The sequence below is a fragment of the Nocardioides sp. CFH 31398 genome, from assembly GCF_022436705.1.
Taxonomy (GTDB): Bacteria; Actinomycetota; Actinomycetes; order Propionibacteriales; family Nocardioidaceae; genus Nocardioides.
This window is the reverse complement of record NZ_JAKUHT010000005.1, coordinates 17,065-38,801: the sequence shown is the minus strand read 5'-3', so window position 1 is coordinate 38,801 and position 21,737 is coordinate 17,065. Positions and strand designations below refer to the sequence as shown.

General features: G+C 74.7%; 21 protein-coding genes and 1 tRNA gene. 19 read left to right on the top strand and 3 right to left on the bottom strand.

Going from position 1 to position 21,737, the window contains the following annotated elements; genetic code table 11:
• Positions 1-118: 118 nt before the first annotated feature.
• The 13 genes from MJ876_RS04835 to MJ876_RS04775 all read left to right on the top strand — a co-directional run bounded on the left by MJ876_RS04835 (position 119) and on the right by MJ876_RS04775 (position 12,830).
• Positions 119-3,103: a M14 family zinc carboxypeptidase gene (locus tag MJ876_RS04835; RefSeq protein WP_240234941.1), complete on the top strand. Its 2,985-nt coding sequence runs from the start codon at positions 119-121 to the stop codon at positions 3,101-3,103.
• Between the two features lie 184 nt (positions 3,104-3,287).
• Positions 3,288-4,565, top strand: coding sequence for a phosphopyruvate hydratase (gene eno, locus MJ876_RS04830; protein WP_240234940.1), 1,278 nt, complete (start codon positions 3,288-3,290; stop codon positions 4,563-4,565).
• Positions 4,566-4,591: 26 nt separating this feature from the next.
• Complete coding sequence (locus tag MJ876_RS04825) at positions 4,592-5,104, top strand: septum formation initiator family protein (protein ID WP_240234939.1); 513 nt, start codon at positions 4,592-4,594, stop codon at positions 5,102-5,104.
• A complete protein-coding gene (locus MJ876_RS04820; protein ID WP_374202457.1) occupies positions 5,101-5,667 on the top strand; it encodes a DUF501 domain-containing protein in 567 nt (188 codons plus the stop codon). The genes MJ876_RS04825 and MJ876_RS04820 overlap by 4 nt, the downstream gene beginning before the upstream one ends.
• Before the next feature lie 7 nt (positions 5,668-5,674).
• Positions 5,675-6,598 carry an exopolyphosphatase gene (locus MJ876_RS04815; RefSeq protein WP_240234938.1) on the top strand — a complete coding sequence of 308 codons (924 nt, stop codon included), beginning with the start codon at positions 5,675-5,677 and terminating at the stop codon, positions 6,596-6,598.
• A gap of 63 nt (positions 6,599-6,661) precedes the next feature.
• Positions 6,662-7,111, top strand: coding sequence for a hypothetical protein (locus tag MJ876_RS04810; RefSeq protein ID WP_240234937.1), 450 nt, complete (start codon positions 6,662-6,664; stop codon positions 7,109-7,111).
• A 26-nt stretch (positions 7,112-7,137) separates the two neighbouring features.
• Complete coding sequence (locus tag MJ876_RS04805; protein ID WP_275694476.1) at positions 7,138-7,995, top strand: uracil-DNA glycosylase; 858 nt, start codon at positions 7,138-7,140, stop codon at positions 7,993-7,995.
• Positions 7,996-8,162: 167 nt separating this feature from the next.
• Positions 8,163-9,158: an ABC transporter ATP-binding protein gene (locus MJ876_RS04800; protein ID WP_240234936.1), complete on the top strand. Its 996-nt coding sequence runs from the start codon at positions 8,163-8,165 to the stop codon at positions 9,156-9,158.
• Positions 9,155-9,916 (top strand): ABC transporter permease, encoded by a 762-nt coding sequence (locus MJ876_RS04795; RefSeq protein ID WP_240234935.1) that lies wholly within the window; start codon positions 9,155-9,157, stop codon positions 9,914-9,916. The genes MJ876_RS04800 and MJ876_RS04795 overlap by 4 nt, the downstream gene beginning before the upstream one ends.
• 19 nt (positions 9,917-9,935) lie before the next feature.
• Complete coding sequence (locus MJ876_RS22115) at positions 9,936-11,027, top strand: sensor histidine kinase (protein WP_240234934.1); 1,092 nt, start codon at positions 9,936-9,938, stop codon at positions 11,025-11,027.
• Positions 11,024-11,629 carry a response regulator transcription factor gene (locus MJ876_RS04785; RefSeq protein ID WP_308192572.1) on the top strand — a complete coding sequence of 202 codons (606 nt, stop codon included), beginning with the start codon at positions 11,024-11,026 and terminating at the stop codon, positions 11,627-11,629. The genes MJ876_RS22115 and MJ876_RS04785 overlap by 4 nt, the downstream gene beginning before the upstream one ends.
• Before the next feature lie 70 nt (positions 11,630-11,699).
• Positions 11,700-11,773: transfer RNA gene (locus MJ876_RS04780), tRNA-Leu, on the top strand.
• Positions 11,774-11,981: 208 nt separating this feature from the next.
• The gene (locus MJ876_RS04775; RefSeq protein WP_240234932.1) at positions 11,982-12,830 is read left to right on the top strand and encodes a Bax inhibitor-1/YccA family protein; all 849 of its coding nucleotides are present in this window, start codon (positions 11,982-11,984) and stop codon (positions 12,828-12,830) included.
• 88 nt (positions 12,831-12,918) lie between these two features.
• Here the strand turns inward: MJ876_RS04775 and MJ876_RS04770 are convergent, their stop codons facing one another.
• Complete coding sequence (locus MJ876_RS04770; RefSeq protein WP_240234931.1) at positions 12,919-13,947, bottom strand: SGNH/GDSL hydrolase family protein; 1,029 nt, start codon at positions 13,945-13,947, stop codon at positions 12,919-12,921.
• A 55-nt stretch (positions 13,948-14,002) separates the two neighbouring features.
• On the opposite strand from MJ876_RS04770, the gene MJ876_RS04765 reads away from it, so the two are divergent.
• Entirely contained in the window at positions 14,003-15,421 is a 1,419-nt protein-coding gene (locus tag MJ876_RS04765) for a cystathionine beta-synthase (protein WP_240234930.1), read from the top strand.
• A 295-nt stretch (positions 15,422-15,716) separates the two neighbouring features.
• On the opposite strand, the gene MJ876_RS04760 is transcribed toward MJ876_RS04765, so the two are convergent.
• Positions 15,717-16,562: a cobalamin-binding protein gene (locus MJ876_RS04760; protein ID WP_240234929.1), complete on the bottom strand. Its 846-nt coding sequence runs from the start codon at positions 16,560-16,562 to the stop codon at positions 15,717-15,719.
• A gap of 44 nt (positions 16,563-16,606) precedes the next feature.
• Here MJ876_RS04760 and MJ876_RS04755 point away from each other — a divergent pair, with 44 nt between their 5' ends.
• From MJ876_RS04755 to MJ876_RS04745, 3 genes are all read left to right on the top strand, one after another.
• Positions 16,607-17,401: a TSUP family transporter gene (locus MJ876_RS04755; protein ID WP_240234928.1), complete on the top strand. Its 795-nt coding sequence runs from the start codon at positions 16,607-16,609 to the stop codon at positions 17,399-17,401.
• Between the two features lie 85 nt (positions 17,402-17,486).
• A complete protein-coding gene (locus MJ876_RS04750; protein WP_240234927.1) occupies positions 17,487-18,542 on the top strand; it encodes a YihY/virulence factor BrkB family protein in 1,056 nt (351 codons plus the stop codon).
• Positions 18,539-19,219: a sulfotransferase family protein gene (locus tag MJ876_RS04745; protein WP_240234926.1), complete on the top strand. Its 681-nt coding sequence runs from the start codon at positions 18,539-18,541 to the stop codon at positions 19,217-19,219. Before MJ876_RS04750 ends, MJ876_RS04745 begins: the two co-directional genes overlap by 4 nt.
• Here MJ876_RS04745 and MJ876_RS04740 read toward each other — a convergent pair.
• Positions 19,186-19,596, bottom strand: a complete 411-nt coding sequence (locus tag MJ876_RS04740; protein ID WP_308192561.1) for a YchJ family metal-binding protein — start codon at positions 19,594-19,596, stop codon at positions 19,186-19,188. The two genes, MJ876_RS04745 and MJ876_RS04740, sit on opposite strands and share 34 nt — an antisense overlap.
• A 139-nt stretch (positions 19,597-19,735) precedes the next feature.
• Between MJ876_RS04740 and MJ876_RS04735 the strand changes: the two genes are divergently transcribed.
• The gene (locus MJ876_RS04735) at positions 19,736-21,151 is read left to right on the top strand and encodes an MFS transporter (protein WP_240234925.1); all 1,416 of its coding nucleotides are present in this window, start codon (positions 19,736-19,738) and stop codon (positions 21,149-21,151) included.
• The gene (locus tag MJ876_RS04730; RefSeq protein ID WP_240234924.1) at positions 21,148-21,645 is read left to right on the top strand and encodes a GNAT family N-acetyltransferase; all 498 of its coding nucleotides are present in this window, start codon (positions 21,148-21,150) and stop codon (positions 21,643-21,645) included. The genes MJ876_RS04735 and MJ876_RS04730 overlap by 4 nt, the downstream gene beginning before the upstream one ends.
• Positions 21,646-21,737 lie beyond the last annotated feature (92 nt).

Here is a 21,737-nt window from a genome sequence, read left to right as displayed (position 1 = left end):
CATCCTCGCCCACCGACGGGGCGGGTCCTCTGCCGACGCAAGCGTTACCGAACCGCGACCACAGGAAGCACAGGGTCCGACAGGATCCTCACACCCCCACTCGAAAGGACCACCCCCAGTGAGTCGACTCGGACCGCTGGCGGGCGGCAGCCTCGCGCTGCTGCTCACCGGCACCCTCATCACCGGCGCGACCAGCGCCAGTGCGGCCCCGGACGACGAGGGCGTGCGCGCCCCCGACGCCCGGTCCGCCGCGCCGGCCGCCCCCGCGCGCGCCGTCCGGACCTCCCCCGAGGCCACCGCCCGACAGCTCCAGGCCGAGTCCGCCGTGCCGGCGCCGCCGACGAGCTACCCGTTCCAGCCGCAGCTCCAGGTCTACCCGGACAACCCGACCGACGCGTCGATCGCCCGCGGGGCCTTCCCGTACGACGAGATCGCGCCGCGCCTGCAGCGCGTCATGCGCCGCACGGACTCCGTGTCGACCCAGGTGGTCGGCCAGTCGACCCAGGGCCGCGACATCTACCTGGTCACGATGACCGCGCCGGAGACCGAGGCGCAGACCGCGCAGCAGACCGCGTGGCGCGAGGCCATCAAGGACGACGCCGCCGCGGCCGCCACGGACACCGCGCTGGCCGCCGGCTACAAGAAGCCGATCTGGTTCAACGGCAACATCCACGGCAACGAGTGGGAGGGCGCCGACATGACGCTCGACTACATCGACGAGGTCGTGGCGGCCTACGAGTCGGGCGACACCGCGGCGCTCGACCTGCTGCGGGGCCACCGTCTCTACTTCACGGTGACCAACAACCCCGACGGCCGCGTGAACGGCGTCCGGCAGACCGCGCTCGGCCTCGACCCGAACCGCGACTTCATCACCAACACCACGCCCGAGACGACGATCATCCGTGACCTCGCGGACGACATCCAGCCGCTGTTCTTCTCCGACCTCCACGGCTACACCGGCAACCTCCAGGTCGAGCCGACCGGCCCGCCGCACGGCGAGAACTACGACTACGACCTGTTCATCCCGCACGCCTACGAGTCGGCGCTGGAGATCGAGGAGGCCGTCGTCGCGGCCGACATCGAGGGCAACCCGCTGACGCCCGACGGCGGCATCCTCATCCCCTACCGCGACATCCCGTCGGGCTGGGACGACTGGCCGCCGATCTTCACGGCGCAGTACATGGCGTTCCAGGGCGCGGTGACCAGCACCGTCGAGCTCCCGCTCGGCCGCGGCACCGCCCCGGTGCAGTACACCCCGCCGCAGCGCACCGAGATCAACAAGGCCGTCGGCGCGGTCGTCATGGACGTCACCGTCGACTACTCGGTCGCGAACGGCGACGAGCTGCTCGCCAACCAGATCGAGACGTTCCGCCGCGGCGAGGCGGGCGAGCCGATCGAACCGATCCTGGACCCGACCACGGTCCCCGGCCCGACGCAGTGGCAGTCCGAGTGGGACGCCGACGGCGGTGAGGCGTACGCCGCCGACCTGCCGCGCGCCTACGTGATCGGCACCGGCGAGACGCAGCGCTCCGAGTCCGACGCGGCGGCTCTCGTCGACTTCCTGCTCGCCCACGACATCGAGGTCTCGCGGGCCACCGCCGACTTCGACGTGGAGGGCACGACCTACCCGGCCGGCTCGTACGTCGTCGACATGCACCAGCCGATGCGCGGCCTGGCGAACTCGCTGCTCGACGCGGGCAGCGACATCTCCGACCGCGTCGAGTCGATGTACGACGTCTCGGCGTGGGCCCCCGGCCTGATCTGGGGCGCCACGACCCGTCCGGTGGGCTCCACCACCGACGCGGACCTCCCCGTCGCGGTCGAGCGGGTCGACGCCTCCGCCCCGGTGGGCTCCGCCCCGCCGACCGGCGAGTTCCTCCGCCTCGACCTCCTGGGCGGCGCCGAGCTGCGCGCGCTGAACGACGTGCTCGAGGCCGGCGTCCCGGTCACCTGGCTGCCGTCGGGCAGCGTCGTGCTGGGCGACGACCAGGCGTCGTACGACGCCGCGGCGGCCGCCGTGGAGGCGCACGACGTCGCCTTCGAGGCCGTCGACCGGTCCGAGGTCGGCGACCTGCTCGCCAGCGAGGGCGCCAAGGGCCTCGACGACCTGACCGTCGGGTTCACGGGCACCGCCGACGACCGCCTGGCCCTCGGCCAGATGGGCTTCGACGACCTCGTGCTGCTGACGTCCGCCGGGCTCACCGACGGCTCGATCGACCTGTCCGACGTCGACGTGCTCTACCTCGGCGGCGGGCTCTCCTTCACCTCCGCCCAGACCGCGGGGGCCGACCAGGTCCGCGCGTTCCTGCGCGAGGGCCGCGGCATGGCCGGGCGGGGTGCGGGCGCCACGTCGTTCGCCACCGCTTTCGGCCTGCTCACCGCCACCGCGGTCGCCGGCAACGTCGAGGGCACCGGCATCGTCGACGTCGACACCCCCGAGGGCAGCCTCCTCGAGCCGGTCGCGCAGCCGTACGGCTTCGTCGCCCCGGCGACCTGGTTCACCAACCTGGGGGTCAACACCGAGGTCGAGGCCCGGTACGGCGAGGGCAACCCCCTCGTGGCCGGTCACTGGGACGACACCGACTTCTCGGGCAACCCGGCCCTGGACGCCTCGGCGGCCGGCGGCAAGCCGTCGGTCATCTCCGGCAGCACCCGTGGCGGCTCCAACGCCATGGTCTTCGGCACCCTGCCGACGTACCGCACCTACACCCGCGGCGCGTACAGCCAGCTGGGTCACGGGCTGCTGTGGGCCGCCGGCGGCGTCGAGGGCGTGCAGCCCCCGACCGACCCGGAGCCCGAGCCCGAGCCGACCACGCCGGACCTGGGCATGACGCTCGAGCGGAACCCGATCACCGTCGGCCAGAAGCCGCGGGCGCTGGTCGAGCTCGACCTCGGGGACGCCGAGCCGACCGAGCTCACCCTGCAGATCCGCAAGGCGGGCGAGGTCATCGCGACCCGCACGGTGCGCCGCGACGGCTCGTTCGTCGTCGGCCTGCCGAAGCAGCCGGCCGGCAAGCACCGCATCCGTGCGGTCGTCCTGCCGTCGGAGACCACCACCCGGGCGAACAGCCCGCTGCGGATCCTCCGGGTCACCCGCAACTAGCACCACCCGCACGACCCAGCACGACCCAGGACCGGGGCGGTCCGGAGCGCACCACGCGCACCGGGCCGCCCCGGTTCGTCCGCACGGGCGCGGGAGGCGGCACCGGGGCCCCGGACGCCGTTAGGCTGACGAGCGCCCGTCGGGGGCCGCGAGGCCCCGACCCACGTCGACCCCAGGAGCACCAGTGGCAGCCATCGAAGCCGTCGGAGCCCGCGAGATCCTCGACTCCCGCGGCAACCCCACCGTCGAGGTGGAGGTCCAGCTGGAGGACGGCGCCTTCGGCCGCGCCGCCGTCCCGAGCGGCGCGTCGACCGGTGCCTTCGAGGCGGTGGAGCTGCGCGACGGCGGTGACCGCTACCTCGGCAAGGGCGTCCGCAAGGCCGTCGACGGCGTCAACGACACCCTGGCCGCCGCGGTCGAGGGCCTTGAGGCCGACGACCAGCGGCTCGTCGACCAGGTGATGATCCAGCTCGACGCGACGCCCAACAAGGCGACGTACGGCGCGAACGCGGTGCTCGGCGTCTCCCTCGCGGTCGCGAAGGCCGCCGCGGAGTCCGCCGGCCTGCCGCTCTACCGCTACGTCGGCGGGCCCAACGCCCACGTCCTGCCGGTGCCGATGATGAACATCCTCAACGGCGGCGCCCACGCCGACACCAACGTCGACATCCAGGAGTTCATGATCGCGCCGATCGGCGCGGCGTCGTTCTCCGAGGCCGTCCAGCAGGGCGCCGAGGTCTACCACGCCCTGAAGTCGGTGCTGAAGAAGAAGGGCCTCGCCACCGGCGTCGGCGACGAGGGCGGCTTCGCGCCCGACCTGAAGTCGAACCGTGCCGCGCTCGACCTCATCGCCGACGCGGTCAAGGCCGCCGGCCTGAAGCTGGGCACCGACGTCGCGCTCGCGCTCGACGTGGCCGCGACCGAGTTCTGCGAGAAGGGCAAGTACACCTTCGAGGGCAAGAAGCGTTCCGCCGCGCAGATGACCGACTACTACGCGGAGCTCGCCGGCGCCTACCCGATCGTGTCGATCGAGGACCCGCTGGACGAGGACGACTGGGACGGCTGGAAGGCCATCACCGACCTGCTCGGCGACAAGGTGCAGATCGTCGGCGACGACCTCTTCGTCACCAACCCCGAGCGCCTGCGCCGCGGCATCGAGGGCGGCCAGGCCAACGCGCTGCTGGTCAAGGTCAACCAGATCGGCTCGCTGACCGAGACCCTCGACGCCGTCGACCTCGCGCACCGCTCCGGCTACCGCTGCATGATGAGCCACCGCTCCGGCGAGACCGAGGACGTCACCATCGCCGACCTCGCCGTCGCCACCAACTGCGGCCAGATCAAGTCCGGCGCCCCGGCCCGCTCCGACCGCGTCGCGAAGTACAACCAGCTCCTGCGGATCGAGTCCGAGCTCGGCGACGCCGCCCGGTACGCCGGCGCCGGCGCCTTCCCCCGCGCGGGGCGCTGAGCGGGGCCCGACGGGCGACCACGAGCATGGCGACGACGGCGAAGCGACCGGGCCCCGCGGGGCCCGGCGGGGCGGCGCGTACGCCCCGGAGGGAACGACCCCGGGTCACCAGCCGCGGCGCGATCCTCGCGCTGGTCCTCGCCGTGCTCGTCGTCTCCTACGCCTCGTCCCTGCGTGCCTACCTCGTGCAGCGTGAGCACATCGCGGACGTGAAGGCCGAGATCGCCGAGCGGCAGGACGCCATCACCGCGCTCGAGCGGGAGCAGCGACGCTGGGAGGACCCGGTCTACCTGGCCTCCCAGGCGCGGGCCCGCTTCGGCTACCTGATGCCCGGCGAGACCGGGTTCCAGGTGCTGGACGAGGACGGCGAGCCGCTGGGCGCCGGCAACGGCCTGCCCGAGACGGAGCCCGAGCCGGAGCGCCCGACGGCCTGGTGGAAGACCGCCTGGGAGTCCGTCGAGATCGCCGGCCGCCCCCAGCAGGTGCCCGAGAAGGAGCCCGCCGAGCAGATCGGCCCGGGCTCCGGGTCCGGCCGGTGACCGCCCCGCCGACCCCCGCGACCCCGCCCGGTGGCGAGCCCGCGAGCGAGCAGGACCTGGCCGCCGTCCGACGCCAGCTCGGCCGCCCGGCCCGCGGCGTCCACGCCGTGGGGCACCGGTGCGGGTGCGGGCTGCCCGACGTCCTCACCACCGAGCCGCGGCTGCCCGACGGCACGCCGTTCCCCACCACCTACTACCTCACCTGCCCGCGCCTCGCGTCGCTCATCGGGACCCTGGAGGGGACCGGGCAGATGGCCGGGATGCAGGACCGGCTGGGTGACGACCCCGAGCTCGCCGCGAGGTACGCCGCCGCGCACGAGCGGTACCTCGAGGCGCGCGGCGCGATCGAGGCCGACCTCGGCGCCGTGCCGGAGATCGCCGGGGTGTCGGCCGGTGGCATGCCCACCCGGGTGAAGTGCCTGCACGCGCTGGCGGCGCAGTCGCTGGCGCAGGGCCCGGGCGTCAACCCGTTCGGCGACGAGACCCTCGAGCGGGTGGGACAGTGGTGGGCCCAGGGCCCCTGCGTCGCCGCGGAGGACGAGCCGCCGGGCGCCGCCGGGTGAGGGTGGCGTGAGGGTCGCCGCCGTCGACTGCGGCACGAACACCGTCCGCCTGCTCGTCCGTGACGAGGACGGCGTCGTCCTGCGGGTGGGCCGGATCGTGCGCCTCGGCGAGGGCGTCGACGCCACCGGCCGGCTGGCTCCCGCCGCGCTGGGCCGCCTGTTCGCCGCCCTCGACGAGTACGCCACCCTGGTCGCCGACGCCGGCGTCGAGCGGGTGCGGTTCTGCGCCACCTCCGCCGTCCGCGACGCCGCGGGCGACGACGACCGTGCGGCCCTCGCCGTCGGCGTCCGCGACCGGCTCGGGGTCGAGCCCGACGTCCTCGACGGGCCGACCGAGGCGGCGCTGACGTTCGCCGGCGCCGTCGCCGGCCTCCCGCCCGGGACCCCCGGCCCGGTGCTCGTCGTCGACATCGGCGGCGGCTCGACCGAGCTCGTGCTCGGTGACCCCGCGCGGCCGGCGGAGGCGGTCGGCCACAGCGCCGACGTCGGCGCCGTCCGCCTCGCCGAGCGACACCTCCGCACCGACCCGCCGACCGCCGGCGAGCTCGCCGCCTGCGCCCGCGACGTGGACGCCGCCCTCGACGCGGCCCGGGCGCACGGGGTCGACCCGGGCGCCGCGCGCACGGTCGTCGGCGTGGCCGGCACCGTCCTGACCCTCGCCGCGGGGCTGCACGGCGCCCGCGACCTCGAGGCCGTCGACCAGGCGGTGTGCGACGCCGGTGACCTCGTCGCGCTCGTGGCCAGGGTGGCGGCGATGACGACCGCGGAGCGTGTCGCGACCGGCTGGATCGACCCCGGTCGGGCCGATGTCCTCCCCGCCGGGGGAGTCGTGCTCGAACGGGTACTGGCGCGCACCGGGTCACCGCGGCTCATCGCCTCGGTCGGCGACATCCTCGACGGGATCGCCGCCGAGGTGCTGCGCCGGGCGTGACCCGCACCCACCCACCGGCCCCCCACTAGGGTTCGGTAGACGACGACGAGGGAAGGACCTCTGATGAGCAAGCTGACGATGCTCGCCGCGTTCGGCGCGGGGTACGTGCTGGGAGCGAAGGCCGGTCGTGACCGGTACGAGGAGATCCTCGCCGCCGCCGGCAAGGTGCGCAGCAACCCGCAGGTGCAGCGGGCCACCGAGCAGGTGACCGAGACGGTCAAGGAGCAGGCGCCGGTCGTGGCCGAGAAGGTCAAGGACGCCGCCGCCCAGGCCGCCGGCGCCGCGAGGGGTGCCGCCGAGGACGCCGCGGAGGCCACCCGCTCCAGCGACAGCGGCCTGTCCGACAAGGTCGAGGGTGCCGTCGGGCGCGCCGCCGACGTGGCCGCGGACGCCGCCGACAAGGCCGCCGACAAGACGGCCGACGCGGCTGACGCCGCCGCCGACGCCGCGCAGGACGCCGCCGAGGAGGCCCAGCAGCAGCAGCCGCCGGCCGGCCCGCCGCCCACCTCCTGAGCACCCGGCCCCACGCGGACGACGGCCTGCCGCACCCCCTGACCGGGGAGCGGTTCGCCTCGCCCGTGCCGCCGGGCACCGGCTGGCCCGGTGACCAGGCCGACGACACGACCCCGGTGGCCACCACGGCCGCCGGGGTCCGTCGCGTCGCCGCCGCGGCCGTGAGGACCGGCGGCGCCGACGGGCTGGCGGCCCTCGACGCCGCGGCCACCGTGTGCCGCGCCTGTCCCCGTCTGGTCGCCTGGCGCGAGGAGGTCGCCGTCACCAAGCGGGCGTCGTACGCCGACGAGCCGTACTTCGGCCGCCCGCTCGCGGGCATGGGCCCGCTCGACGCCCGGATCGTCGTGGTCGGGCTGGCCCCCGCCGCGCAGGGCGGCAACCGGACCGGCCGGATCTTCACCGGCGACCGCTCCGCGGACTGGCTCCACGCGGCGCTGCACCGCGCCGGGCTCGCGACGCAGGCGACGAGCCTGCACGCCGGGGACGGCCAGCAGCTGCTGCACACGCGGATGACGATGGGCGTGCGCTGCGCGCCGCCCGCCAACAAGCCCACCCCGGCCGAGCGCGACACCTGCGCGCCGTGGATGACCGCGGAGCTGCGGCTGATGCCCGACGTCCGGGTGGTCGTCACGCTCGGGTCGTTCGGCTGGGACGTCGCGCTGCGCACCCTGCGCGACCTCGGCCACGTCGTCCCGACCCCCAAGCCCCGCTTCGGCCACGCCGCCGAGGCGCTGCTGCCCGTGCCGCGGGCGGGGGCCGGCCGCCCCGACGTCCTGCTCCTCGGGTGCTTCCACCCCAGCCAGCAGAACACCTTCACCGGTCGGCTGACCGAGCCCATGCTCGACGCCGTCCTCACCCGCGCCCGCGAGGCCGCGGACCTGTAGCCCGTCCACGGGGATCGAGGGGCGAGGCCGCCCGCCGCTCGGGACACCGCCGGGACTCCGGGAGCGAGCCCTGCGACGACCAGGAGCGCGCACCCGTGACGGATGTCAGGGGCAGGTCGTGACGCCCGTTGCTTCGCGCGAGACGCGCGGGGCGCCAGAGTCGTGCCATGTCCACGAACGCGACCCCGGCACCGACACCGGCACCCACCCCGGCCTCGGGGGCAGCCATCGAGCTGGTCGGCCTGGAGAAGACCTTCCGCACCCGTGACGGCGACGTCCACGCGGTCCGCGGCGTCGACCTGACCATCGACACCGGGGAGGTCGTCGCCGTCCTCGGCCCCAACGGCGCCGGGAAGACGACGACCCTCGACATGGTCCTGGGCCTCACCGAGCCGACCGGCGGCACCGCCCGCGTGTTCGGACGGCGCCCCCGTGAGGCCGTGACCGCCGGCCGGGTGGCCGCGGTGCTGCAGACCGGCGGCCTGCTGCGTGACCTCACCGTCGCGGAGACCGTGCGGCTGGTCGCCTCGACGTACCCCCGGTCCGTCGTCGGCGCCGGCGACGTCGACGCCGTCCTCGAGCGGGCCGGCATCGCGCACCTGGGCGGGCGGCTGGTGTCGAAGTGCTCCGGCGGCGAGCAGCAGCGGCTGCGCTTCGCGCTGGCCCTCATCCCCGACCCGGACCTGCTCGTCCTCGACGAGCCCACCGCGGGCATGGACGTCACGGCCCGCCGTGAGTTCTGGGACGCCATGCACGCCGAGGCGGCGACCGGCCGCACGGTCGTGTTCGCCACCCACTACCTCACCGAGGCGGACACCTTCGCCGACCGCATCGTCGTCATCGGCGCGGGCCGGGTGCTCGCCGACGGCACGACGGACGAGATCCGCGCCCGCGTCGCCGGACGCAGCGTCAGCGTCGACGCCCCCGCGGACGCCGCCGTGCGGGACCGGCTCGTCACGGCGGCGTCCGCGCTGCCCGGCGTGCACGACGTGCAGGTGTCGGGCGGCCGCCTCCACGTGAGTGCCCCCGACTCCGACGCCGTCGCCCGCGCGCTGCTCGTCGACCTGGCGGCGACCGGCCTCGAGGTCGTCGCCGGCTCGCTCGACGACGCCTTCGCCAGCCTCACCCAGCCCGAGAACCAGCCCGAGGAGGGGCCCCGATGAACACGACCTACCTCGCCCTCGAGGTCAAGCGCTTCGTGCGCGACCGCGTCACCCTGTTCTTCGTCGCGATCCTGCCGGCGTTCTTCTACCTGATCTTCGGCGTCGCGCAGGACTTCGGCTCGCAGTCGGCGGGCAACGGCAACGTCGCCCTCTACATCATGGTCTCGATGGCGGCGTACGGCGCGGTGACCGCGACGACCGGCGTCGGGGGCGCGGCCGCGATCGAGCGGATGCAGGGCTGGGGCCGCCAGCTCGGGCTCACGCCCCTGCGCGACACCGGCTACGTCGCGGTCAAGGCGACGCTCGCCGTCCTGGTCGCGGCCGTCCCGGTCTCGGTCATCGCGGTGCTGGGCGTGCTCACCGGCGCCGAGGGCACCGCGCGGGCGTGGCTGCTGAGCCTGCTCGCCGTCCTCGCGGGGGCGTGGGTCTTCGCGCTGTTCGGCCTGGTCGTGGGCCTGGCCTTCCGGACCGAGGGCGCCGTCAACGCGATCGGCGGGATCGTCGTCGTCCTCGGGTTCCTGGGCAACATCTTCATCCCGCTGTCGGGGACGCTCCTCGACGTGGCGCGGTTCACCCCGCTCTACGGCTACGTTGCGCTGGTGCGCTACCCGATCACCGAGGGCGTGCTGCCGGACAACGCGGGCGGCACCGCGGCGACCGACCCGCTCTGGCTGCCCCTGGTCAACCTGGGGGCGTGGGCGCTGGTCCTCGGGCTGGTGGCGACGTGGCTGGTGCGCCGCGGTCGCGGGCGACAGTGACGGGCCCAGGAGCGCGCCGGTGAGCCTCGCCGCGCCCGCCGCACCGGAGCCGTCCGAGCGCTGGGGGATCCTGTACGCCAGCGTCTGGCTGACCTTCCTCGTCTTCCCGGTCGTGGACGCCGCCCAGCTCGACGCGCCCGGCTGGGTGCGGGCGCTGCTGCTGACGGGGCTGGCCGCCTTCGCCGGGGTGTACGTCGCCGCCTGGGTCGGCGAGCACAGCCGCCCCGACGCCGCCCAGCGTCGTACGCCGGCCTTCGCGGTGGTGCTGCTGGCGCTGTGGGCGGCGGTCTCGACGCAGCTCGGCTCGACCGCGATGGGGATGCTCGTCTTCGTCGTCGTCCTGTGCTGCCTGCTCGGCTCGCAGCGGGTCGCGACGGTCTCCGTGATCGTGGTCCCGGCGCTCGCCGGGCTCACCTGGTGGGTGACGGCCGACCTGGCCGCCGCGTTCCTCTTCGGGCTGGTCGCCCTGATGACGGTCGTCAGCCTGGTCCTGCGCGGCATGGAGCAGCAGCGCGAGACCCGGCGCGTGCTCCAGGAGGAGACGGCGGTCGCCACGGAGCGCGAACGGGTGGCCCGCGACGTCCACGACGTCCTCGGTCACAGCCTCACCGTCATCACGACCAAGGCCGAGCTGGCGCAGAGGCTGCTGGAGAAGGACACCCCCGAGACCCGCGCTCGGGCGGTCGCCGAGCTGGCCGACGTCCAGTCGCTGGGTCGGGAGGCCCTCGCCGAGGTCCGCGCCACCGTGGCCGGGCTGCGGGTCGCGCGGCTGGGGGAGGAGCTGGCCGGCGCCGACCGGGCCTTCGGGGCGGCCGGGATCGACGCGGAGGTGCCCGCCGACGTGTCGGTCGTCGACCCCCGCCGGCGTCTCGTGCTGGCGTGGGTGCTGCGGGAGGCCGTCACGAACGTCGTGCGCCACTCCGGGGCCACCCGCTGCGTCGTCGAGCTGGGCCAGCACTCGCTCGTCGTCCGCGACGACGGCCGGGGCGTGGCGGGCACGGTGCAGGGCAACGGTCTGCGCGGCCTCGCCGAGCGGGTCGCGGCGGCCGGCGGAGTCCTCACCGTGACCGACACCGCGCCCGGCACCCGGCTGGAGGTGTCGTGGCCGTGATCCGCCTGCTGCTCGCCGACGACCAGGCGCTCGTCCGCGGCGCCCTCGCCGCCCTGCTCGACCTCGAGAACGACCTCGAGGTCGTGGCGCAGGTGGGGCGCGGCGACGAGGTCGTGGCCGCCGCCCGGGAGGCCGGGGCCGACGTGTGCCTGCTCGACATCGAGATGCCCGGCGCCGACGGCTTGGAGGCCGCGGCGGCGGTGGCGCGCGAGCTCCCCGGTGTGCGGACCCTCGTCGTCACCACCTTCGGGCGTCCCGGCTACCTGCGTCGCGCGATGGAGGCCGGCGCCTCGGGGTTCGTCGTGAAGGACACCCCGTCCGCGGAGCTGGCGGACGCCGTACGACGGGTGCACGCGGGCCTGCGCGTCGTCGACCCGACGCTCGCGGCGGAGTCGCTGTCCGGCGGCACCAGCCCGCTCACCGCGCGCGAGGCCGACGTCCTGCGCGAGGCCCTGACCGGCGCCACCGTCGCCCGGATCGCCGCCGCCGTCCACCTGTCGCCGGGCACCGTCCGCAACCACCTGTCGTCCGCGATCGGCAAGACCGGGACCGCCACCCGCGCCGAGGCCGCCCGCACCGCGCGGGAGCAGGGCTGGATCTGACGCCGGGTCGGCGCGTCCTCCCGGCCGTGGGGCGTCGAGCGCGCTGCGCGATGGCTAGCGTGCAGCCCACGCCCCCGTGCCCCAACCGGCAGAGGGAGTCGCCTTAAAAGCGATCAGTTCTGGGTTCGAGTCCCAGCGGGGGCACGTCGTCCCCAGGAAGAGGTGCCGGCCCACCTCCCCGACGGCGGGGAGAGCTGTCGACCGGGGGTGTCGCCCGGGTCACGGCTCCCGGCGCCCGGGACGGGAACGATCCGGGCCGCAACCTCGTTGTTTCCTGTGAGGACCGGATATCCTGGGTCCTCGGCGAGCCGCCACCGCAGGCGGCCACCAAACCAGCCTCGAGGAGAGACTGATGAGAAGCAACAACCCGGTGTTCAACCGTTCCCCCGAGTTCAACGGGCAGCGCAACGCCGGTGCCCCCTACGGCGGCTACCAGCAGCCTGGCATGGGCTACTCCGACCCCTCCGGGTGGGGCGTCGCCCAGGGCGGCGCGCCGCAGCAGGCGCCCTACAAGTCGTCGCCCATGACCATCGACTCGGTCGTCCAGAAGACGGCGATGTCGGTCGGTCTCACCATCGTCGTCGCCCTGGCGACCTACATCGCCCTGCCGCCCGTCACCGAGGAGCCCTCGGCCCTCGCCACCGCCGGCGCGGTCGCCGTGGTCGGCAGCCTCGTGGCGTTCGGCCTGTCGATGGTCAACTCGTTCAAGCGGGTCATCAGCCCCGCCCTCGTGCTCGCCTTCGCGGCGGTCCAGGGTGTGGCCCTCGGCGGCTTCACGATGGTCTTCGGCGCCTTCGCCGACGGCATCATCGTCCCGGCCATCTTCGGCACCTTCGCGGCCTTCGCCGGCACGCTCGCCGCGTACAAGGTGCTGAACATCCAGGTGGGCGACAAGTTCCGCAAGTTCGTGGTCGCCGCTGTCTTCGGCATGGTCGGCCTGAGCCTGATCTCGTTCGTCCTCAGCCTCTTCGGCGTCCAGACCGGCCTGTTCGGCATGGGCGGCCTGGGCATGCTGACCGCCATCGCCGGCCTCGTGCTCGGCGTGTTCATGCTGATCCTCGACTTCGACTTCGTCGAGCAGGGGATCCGCGCCGGGCTCGACGAGCGGGAGTCGTGGCGCGCCGCGTTCGCGATGACCGTGAGCCTGGTCTGGATCTACACCAACCTGCTCCGCCTGCTGGCCATCCTGAACCAGGACTGACCCCGCAGCACCTCACGCACGAGGCCCCGGTCGTACGACGGCCGGGGCCTCGTCGCGTCCCGGCACGTCCGGCGGGCGGACGGGACGCTCAGGCCCCCTCGGGGGCCTGCGCCGCCTCGTGCAGCTCCGGGCTCTCGGCCTCGCCGGCCGGACGGCGCCGGCGGTGCCGCATCTCCACCCACCGGCCGCGGACACCGAGCCGGTCGCCGCGGACCTCCGTGCCGCCCAGCTCGGTGCCGGGCTGACGGACGGCGGCCACCGCCGCGCGGGCGACCGGCATGACGGCCTCGCCGCGCAGGGCCTCCAGGTGCTCCTCGTCGTCCGGCTCGAGACCGAGCGCCGCCAGCACCGACGGCAGCATCACCGCGACCAGCGACCGGTAGCCGTCCGCCGAGGGGTGGAACTGGTCCGGCCCGAACAGCACCGCCGGCGCCGCCTCGAACTCCGGGCCCAGGATCGAGCCGATCGAGACGGTGCGTCCCCCGGCCTCCACGACCGCGATGGTCTGCGCGGCCGCGAGCCGGCGCGACCACGTGCGGGCGACCTGCTTGAGCGGGGGAGCGATCGGCTTGAGGGTCCCGAGGTCGGGGCACGTGCCGACCACGACCTCCACGCCGGCGTCGCGCAGCCGCCGCACCTGCTCGGAGAGGTGACGCACCGACTCCTTCGGCATCACGGTGTGGGTGACGTCGTTCGCGCCCACCAGGATGATCGCGGCGTCGGGCTCGATGAGCAGCGCGGCGTCGACCTGCGGGGCGATCTCGCTGGTCTGCGCCCCGACGACGGCGAAGCTGCGCAGGTAGACCCGGCGGTCGGCGCGCTGCGAGAGACCCGAGGCGAACGCCGCGCCCGGGGTGTCCTCGACCGCGCTGACGCCGTACCCGGCGGCGCTCGAGTCGCCGATCAGGGCGACCCGGTACGCCGGGCCCGGCCGGGTGCGGCCGTACCAGCCGGTCGCGTCGGGGACGGGCTCGTCGCTGCGGACCCCGATGATCCTGCGCGCGACCTTCGCCTCGGCCCGCAGCAGGCCGTACAGCCCGGCGCCGGCGACGGTCATGCCGCCCCCGCCGAGGGCAGCGGCCGACGCGAGCTTGCGAGCGGCTGCGGCTTTCCCCACGCCCCGGACTCTAGTGAACGGCTGTGGGCCCGGCCCCACGCCCTAGGGTTGAGGCATGCAGTACGTCGACTCCGTCCTCGACCTGATCGGCGACACGCCGCTCGTGCGGCTGCGCCGCGTCCTGTCCGGCCCCGGCCCCTCCGCGGAGCGTCGTACGGCGTCGGCCGAGCTGCCGCTGGTGCTCGCGAAGGTCGAGTACCTCAACCCCGGCGGGTCGGTGAAGGACCGCATCGCGACCCGCATGGTCGACGCCGCCGAGGCCGAGGGACTGCTCCAGCCGGGCGGGACGATCGTCGAGCCGACGTCCGGCAACACCGGCGTGGGCCTCGCGATGGTGGCCCAGGAGCGCGGCTACCACTGCGTCTTCGTCTGCCCCGACAAGGTCAGCGAGGACAAGCGCAACGTCCTGCGGGCGTACGGCGCGGAGGTCGTGGTCTGCCCGACCGCCGTCGCGCCGGAGCACCCGGACTCCTACTACAACGTCTCCGACCGCCTCGCCGCGCAGCCGGGCGCCTGGAAGCCGGACCAGTACTCGAACCCCCACAACCCGCGCTCCCACTACGAGACCACCGGCCCGGAGATCTGGCGCCAGACGGAGGGCCGCATCACCCACTTCGTCGCGGGCGTCGGCACCGGCGGCACCATCTCCGGCGTCGGCCGCTACCTCAAGGAGCAGAACCCCGACGTGCAGGTCATCGGCGCCGACCCGGTCGGCTCCGTCTACTCCGGCGGCACCGGGCGCCCCTACCTCGTCGAGGGCGTGGGCGAGGACTTCTGGCCCGACACCTACGACCGCACCGTCGCCGACCGGATCATCGCCGTCTCCGACGCGGACTCCTTCGCCTTCACCCGCCGCATGGCCCGTGAGGAGGCGCTGCTCGTCGGCGGGTCCTGCGGGATGGCGGCGTACGCCGCGGTGCAGCTCGCCCACGAGCTCGCCGCCGAGGGTCGCAGCGACGCCGTGGTCGTCGTCCTGCTGCCGGACTCGGGCAAGGGCTACCTCGGCAAGGTGTTCTCCGAGGAGTGGCTGAGCCGCTTCGGGTTCGCCACCGGGGACGACGCCCACGCGGGCCGCACCGTCGAGGACGTGCTGCGCCGCAAGGACGGCCGGCTGCCGGACCTCGTCCACACCCACCCGGCGGAGACGATCGCCGAGGCGGTCGGCATCCTGCGCGAGTACGGCGTCTCCCAGATGCCCGTTGTCCGCGCCGAGCCGCCGGTGGTGGCCGCCGAGGTCGCCGGGTCCGTCTCCGACCGGGACCTCCTCGACGCCCTCTTCGCCGGCACCGCACGCCTCACCGACCGGGTCGAGGACCACATGTCGGCGCCCCTGCCGACCATCAGCGTCAGCGCGCCGTCCGAGGACGCCGTCCTCGCCCTGGAGTCCGCCGACGCCCTGCTGGTGCTCGCCGACGGCAGCCCCGTCGGCGTCCTCACCCGCCAGGACCTCCTCGACCAGCTCGGCGCCTCCTGACCCCTCGGACGTCGAGTCGGCACGTCTGCGCAGCCGTACGGGGTCGAGTCGGCACGTCTGCGCAGGGCCGGTCGGACGCGCCCGGCGCGCGTGGACCCTCGGTCGTACGACGTCGGGTCGTGCTCCGGGCCAGCGCGGAGGATCTCAGCGCGCCAGGCGCTGGGATCCTCCGGCACGACGACGAGATCACCGGGGCCGGCCGGGGCCGGACGCGCCATCGCACGACCCGGTGTGCAGGGGTGCGCAGATCTGCCGACTCGACGTCCTGGGGGTGCGCAGACGTGCCGACTCGACGTCAGGGATGGAGGGCGGCGGCGAGCTCCTCGACCCCGTCGACAAGGCGGGGCCCGGGGCGGACCCAGTGGGCGTCGGCGTCGACGGGGTGGAGGCGGACGTGGTCCGGCAGCAGGCCCTCGGCGCGGATCCGCTCGGCCATGGCGGTGGTGGCGGGCAGGTCGTAACCGCAGGCCGCGACGACCACGACGTCGGGCTGGGTGGCGGCGAGGGCCTCCCACGTCGTCCGCACCGAGCGGGCGCCGGGCTCGCCGAGCACGTTCTCGCCGCCCGCGGCGGTGACCATCTCGGGCACCCAGTGCCCCGGCGCGTACGGCGGGTCGGGCCACTCGAGGACCGCGACCCGCGGTCGGGGACGCCCGGCCACGCGCGCCGCCACGGCGTCCAGCCGGCCCCGGAGGTCCGCGACGAGGGACGCGGCCGCCTCGGGGCGCCCGACGGCCTCGCCGATGCGCAGGACCGAGTCCCACACCTCGTCGAGGGTGTGCGGGTCGACGGTGAGGACGTCGGCGGTGCTGCCGAGGTGGCCCAGCGCGCCCGCGACGGTGTCGACGTCGATGGCGCAGACCGCGCACAGGTCCTGCGTCAGCACGAGCTCCGCGTCGAGGTCGGCGAGGGCGCCGGCGTCGAGCCGGTAGAGGTCGACCCCGCGGCGGGCGGCGTCCGCGACCCAGGCGTCGATCCCCGCCGGGTCCAGCCCCTCGGGCATCGCGGACGTCGACACCACCCGCCGCGACCGCGCCTCGGGCGGGTGGTCGCACTCGAACGTCACGCCGACCACGTCGTCGCCCGCGCCCAGCGCGAAGCAGATCTCGGTGGTCGAGGGCAGCAGCGAGCAGATCCGCACGCCCCCATCATCGCCCCCGGGCGCCGGGTGAGACGGTGGCGGGCGTGAGCCTGCTCGCCGGACCGGAGATCTCCCTGACGGTGCTGGCGCTCCTGGTGCTCGCGGCCGCGACCGCCGGCTTCGTCGACGCCGTCGTCGGCGGCGGGGGCCTGATCCAGCTCCCCGCCCTGCTCGTGGCCCTGCCCGGCGCGGCCACTGTCGAGATCCTGGCGACGAACAAGCTCGCCTCCGCGATGGGCGTCAGCGTCAGCTCGGCGACCTACTACCGCCGGGTCAGGCCCGACCCGAAGGTGTTCGCGCCGATGATGGCGGTGGCGTTCGCGGGCGCCGTCGCGGGCTCGCTGACGGCGTACCTGATCCCGCGCGGGGCCTTCGACCCGATCGTGCTCGTCGTCCTGGTCCTGGTCGGCGCGTGGGTGCTGCTGCGCCCGGACGTCGGCGCCGAGACCGCGCTGCGCCACTCGGCGCGGCGCCACACCGTGCTCGCCATGGTCGTCGGTGCCGGGGTCGGCTTCTACGACGGGATCCTCGGCCCGGGCACCGGCTCGTTCCTCGTCGTCGGGCTGGTGACCCTCGGCTACAGCTTCCTCGACGCCTCCGCCAACGCCCGACTCGCGAACCTCGCGACCAACCTCGCCAGCCTCGTGGTCTTCGTGCCGCAGGGCGCGGTGCTGTGGGGGGTCGGGCTCGCGATGGGCGTCGGCAACGTCCTCGGCGCGTACGTCGGCGCCCGGGTCGCCGTGGCCCGCGGCGCGTCGTTCGTGCGGGCGTTCTTCGTGGTCGTGGTGGCGGCCTTCGCCGTCCGCATCGGGGGCCAGGTCCTGGGGCTCTGGGGCTGAGGAGGCACCGGGGAGGGCTTGACGGCCCCCGCCGGGCGGGTCGAGGATGCCCCGCCGCGGGTCCGGCGGCACTACCGTTGACCGCGTGGCCTCGGTGGCGGACGTCCTGGACCGGTTCCAGCGACGCTTCAAGCCGGTCTCGATGCCCCTGGCGACGATCTACAAGTACTTCGACGACCAGGGCAACTACCTGGCCGCGATCATCACCTTCTACGCGTTCCTCGCGATCTTCCCGCTCCTGCTGCTGGCGAGCTCGATCCTCGGCTACCTCCTGCAGGGCAACCCCGACCTGCAGGCCGCGATCCTGGACTCGGCGCTGAGCAACTTCCCGATCGTGGGGGAGCAGCTGGGCCGCCCCGAGGGCCTGCAGGGCTCCCTGACCGCCATCGTCGTCGGTGTGCTGACCGCCCTGTACGGCGCCTCCGGCCTGGGTCAGGCCATCCAGAACGCCATGAACGTCGCGTGGTCGGTGCCGCGGAACAGCCGCCCCAACCCGTTCCTGCTCCGCTTCAAGAGCCTGGTCCTGCTCGTGACCGCCGGGCTCGCCGTGCTCGCGCTCACCGTCGTCTCCGCCGTCGGCACCTCGACGGAGGCGGGGGTCTTCGGCGACACCGTCCGCGTCGTCATCCGCGTCGCCACCGTGGTGGTCATCGGGATGGGGCTGACGCTGCTGTTCCGGCTCGCCGCCGCCCGCCAGCACACCCTCGCCAGCGCCGCGCCCGGCGCCTTCGTCGTGGCGGTCCTGTGGCAGGGCCTGCAGTACGTCGGCACGGTCTACGCCACCCGGGTGCTCGGGGAGACCACCTCGATGAACCAGACGTTCGGCCTGGTCCTCGGTCTGCTCGGGATCATCTACATCGCCGCCGTCATCGCGATCCTCGGCATGGAGGTCAACGTCGTCCTCGCCCGCCGGCTCTACCCCCGGGCGCTGCTGACCCCCTTCACGGACGCCGTGGAGCTCACCGAGGCCGACCGTCGCGCGTACGCCGGCTACGCCCGGGCCCAGCGGCACAAGGGCTTCGAGCGGGTGGAGGTGGTCTTCGACGACGACGTCGAGACCGAGCGCCTGCCGGTCCAGCCGCGCCTCGAGGCCGTGCCGGACCCGTCGCAGGACCCGCCCGCCGCCAAGCCCGCGGGATGACCCTGCGGCTCGTCGGGGCCGGCCTGCCCCGCACCGGCACGAGCTCGCTGCGCGACGCCCTCACCCTGCTGCTCGACGCGCCGGTCTACCACATGCGGGAGGCCTTCGACCGTCCCGAGCACGCCCCGACGTGGGTCGCGGCGATGCGGGGCGACCCGCCGGACTGGCACCGCTTCCTCGCCGGGTACGCCGCCGGCGTCGACACCCCGTTCTCGTCCTGCTGGCGCGACCTCGCCGCGGCCTACCCCGACGCCCCCGTCCTGCTCTCGCACCGCGGGGACGCCGCGACCTGGTACCGCAGCATGGAGGCCACGGTGCTGGGCCGGTACCGGCAGCTCGCGGACGGCGACCCGCGCGACCCGATGGTCCCGCTGTTCCGGGCGATGTTCGACGGCGACTTCACCGACCCCGACGACCCGGCCGACGTGATGGCGGGCTACGAGCGCCGGCTGGCCGACGTGCGCGCCGCGGTCGGGGCCGACCGCCTCGTCGAGTGGCAGCCCGGTGACGGGTGGGAGCCGCTGTGCCGGGCCCTGGACCTCCCCGTGCCCGACGCGCCGTTCCCGCACGAGAACAGCACCGCCGCCTTCCGCGCCCGCGCCGGGCACCGGGCGGCCCGCGACGCCGACCGGCTCGACCGGGCTCAGGACGGGCCGGGCTCCACGCCGTCCACGTAGACCCAGCGACCACCCCGCCGGGCGAACCGGCTGCGCTCGTGCAGCACCGCGCGCCCCGCCGGCCCGTCGTACGTCGCGGTGAACTGCACGACGCCCTCCTCGTCGTCGGTCCCGCCGTCGACGACCTCCTCGACGACCAGGCCGCGCCACACCAGGGCGTCCCGCTCCGTGACCCGCTCGGGCCGGGTGCGCGGGTGCCAGGTCCGCCACAGGTGGTCGGTCTCGCCCAGCGCGTACGCCGAGTAGCGCGACCGCATCAGGGCCTCGGCCGTCTCGGCGACGCGACCGCGGTGCAGCGGGCCGCAGCACCCGCCGTACGGCAGGCCGGAGTCGCAGGGGCAGGCGTCGTCCGCGCCGATGCCGAGGATGCCGGGCACGTCCGTCAGCCTAGGACGGGAATAGACGGGACCCCGACCGCCTTGGGGTTGATCATTGCCTGAGCAAACGATCGGGCGCGGGACGAGCAGAGGGAGCAGGATCATCAGGGCGCGCGGCGACTACCGGATCACGTTCGCGGTGCTGTTGGTGGCGGTGGCGTCGTTCACGCTGCTGCAGTCGATGGTCATCCCGGTGCTCGGCCAGCTCGCGGTCAGCTACGACACCGACCAGGCGACCGTCTCCTGGGTGCTGACCTCCTACCTGCTGGCGGCCTCGGTCGCGACACCGCTGCTGGGCCGGCTCGGCGACGTCGTCGGCAAGCAGCGGATGCTCGTGGTCACCCTGGCGGCGCTGTCGGTGGGCTCCCTGCTCGCGGCGCTCGCGCCGAGCATCGGCTGGCTCATCGCGGCGCGCGTCGTCCAGGGCGCGGGCGGCGGCGTGCTGCCCCTGTCGTTCGGGATCATCCGCGACGAGTTCCCCCGGGCGAAGGTCAACGGCGCCCTGTCGATCGTGGCCTCGCTCGCCGCCGTCGGGTTCGGCATCGGCATCGTCATCGCGGGTCCGATCGTGGACAGCCTCGGCTTCCACTGGCTGTTCTGGCTGCCGATGATCGTGACCGCCCTGGCCGCCACGGCCGCGCTGGTGTGGATCCCGCGCAGCCGCGCCACCGGCCCGGCGCGCCTGCCGCTGGCGCCCGCCGTCCTGCTGGCGGGCTGGCTCGTCGCCGTGCTGCTCGGCGTCAGCCAGGGCAACACCTGGGGCTGGACCTCGCCCGTCGTGATCGGGCTGATGGTCGGCGGGGTCGCACTGATGGCCGTCTGGATCTGGCTGGAGCACCGCGTCCGCACCCCGCTGATCGACATGGCGATGATGCGCCGTCGCGGCGTCTGGACCACCAACGTCGTCTCCGCCTGCGTCGGCTTCGGCCTGTTCGCGTCGTTCGGGTTCCTGCCCCAGTTCCTGCAGACCCCCTCGGAGGCCGGCTACGGCTTCGACGCCACCATCGCCGAGTCCGGGTGGTTCCTCCTGCCGTCGGCGATGGCGAGCTTCGCCGTCGGCTTCCTGACCGCACGTCTCGTCCGCGGCCTCGGCGCCCGGGTGGTCGTCACGGGCGGCGCGCTGATGACGGCGGTCGCGTTCGGCCTGCTGGCCCTCCTGCACGACCAGGCGTGGCAGATCTACGCCTGGACGACGCTGCAGGGCCTCGGCTCCGGGCTCGTGTTCTCCAGCCTCGCCGGCGTCGTGATCGCGTCGGTCCCGGCGCACCAGACCGGCGTCGCCAGCGGCATGAACGCCAACATCCGCACCATCGGCGGCTCCCTCGGCTCCGCGGTGATGACCGGGGTCGTCGTCGGCCACGTGACCGCCACCGGCCTGCCGTCGGAGGAGGGCTACACCATCGGCTTCCTCGTGCTCGCAGGTGCGATGCTGCTCGCGGCCGCCGCGGCGGCGCACATGCCGAACATCCACGACCAGCCGGACGACGAGCTGCCCGACGACGCCCCCGGCGACCGTGAGGTCGTCGACGCCGACCCGGCGCTCCGCGCGGCGTGATCCTGCGCGACACGACGTCGTCGGACTGGGCGGGGATCTGGCCGGTCGTCGAGCCCGTCGTCCGGGCGGGGGAGACCTACGCCTACGCCAGGGACCTCACCTCGAGCCAGGCCCGCGACCTGTGGCTGGAGCGGCCGCCGGGCCGGACCGTCGTCCTCACCGACGACGGGCCCGACGCCGCCGTGCTCGGGACCGCGAAGATGGGCCCGAACCGCCCCGGCCCCGGCGCCCACGTCGGCACGGCGAGCTTCATGGTCGCCGAGCACGCCCGCGGCCGCGGGGTCGGACGACGCCTCGGCGAGGAGGTCGTGGCCTGGCACCGCGCCCAGGGCTACCGCGGCATCCAGTTCAACGCCGTCGTGGAGACGAACACCGTGGCGGTCTCCCTGTGGCGGTCGCTGGGGTTCGAGGTCGTCGGCACCGTGCCCGGCGCGTTCCGTCTGCCCGACGGCTCGTACGTCGGGCTGCACGTCATGCACCTCGACCTCACCTGAGCCCCTGGCGGTGAGGGCGACGCCGGGGACCACCCAGCTCGTTGGTGCCCTCACCGCCGTCGAGGTGGTCCGCGCCGCCGGTGCCGATGTCG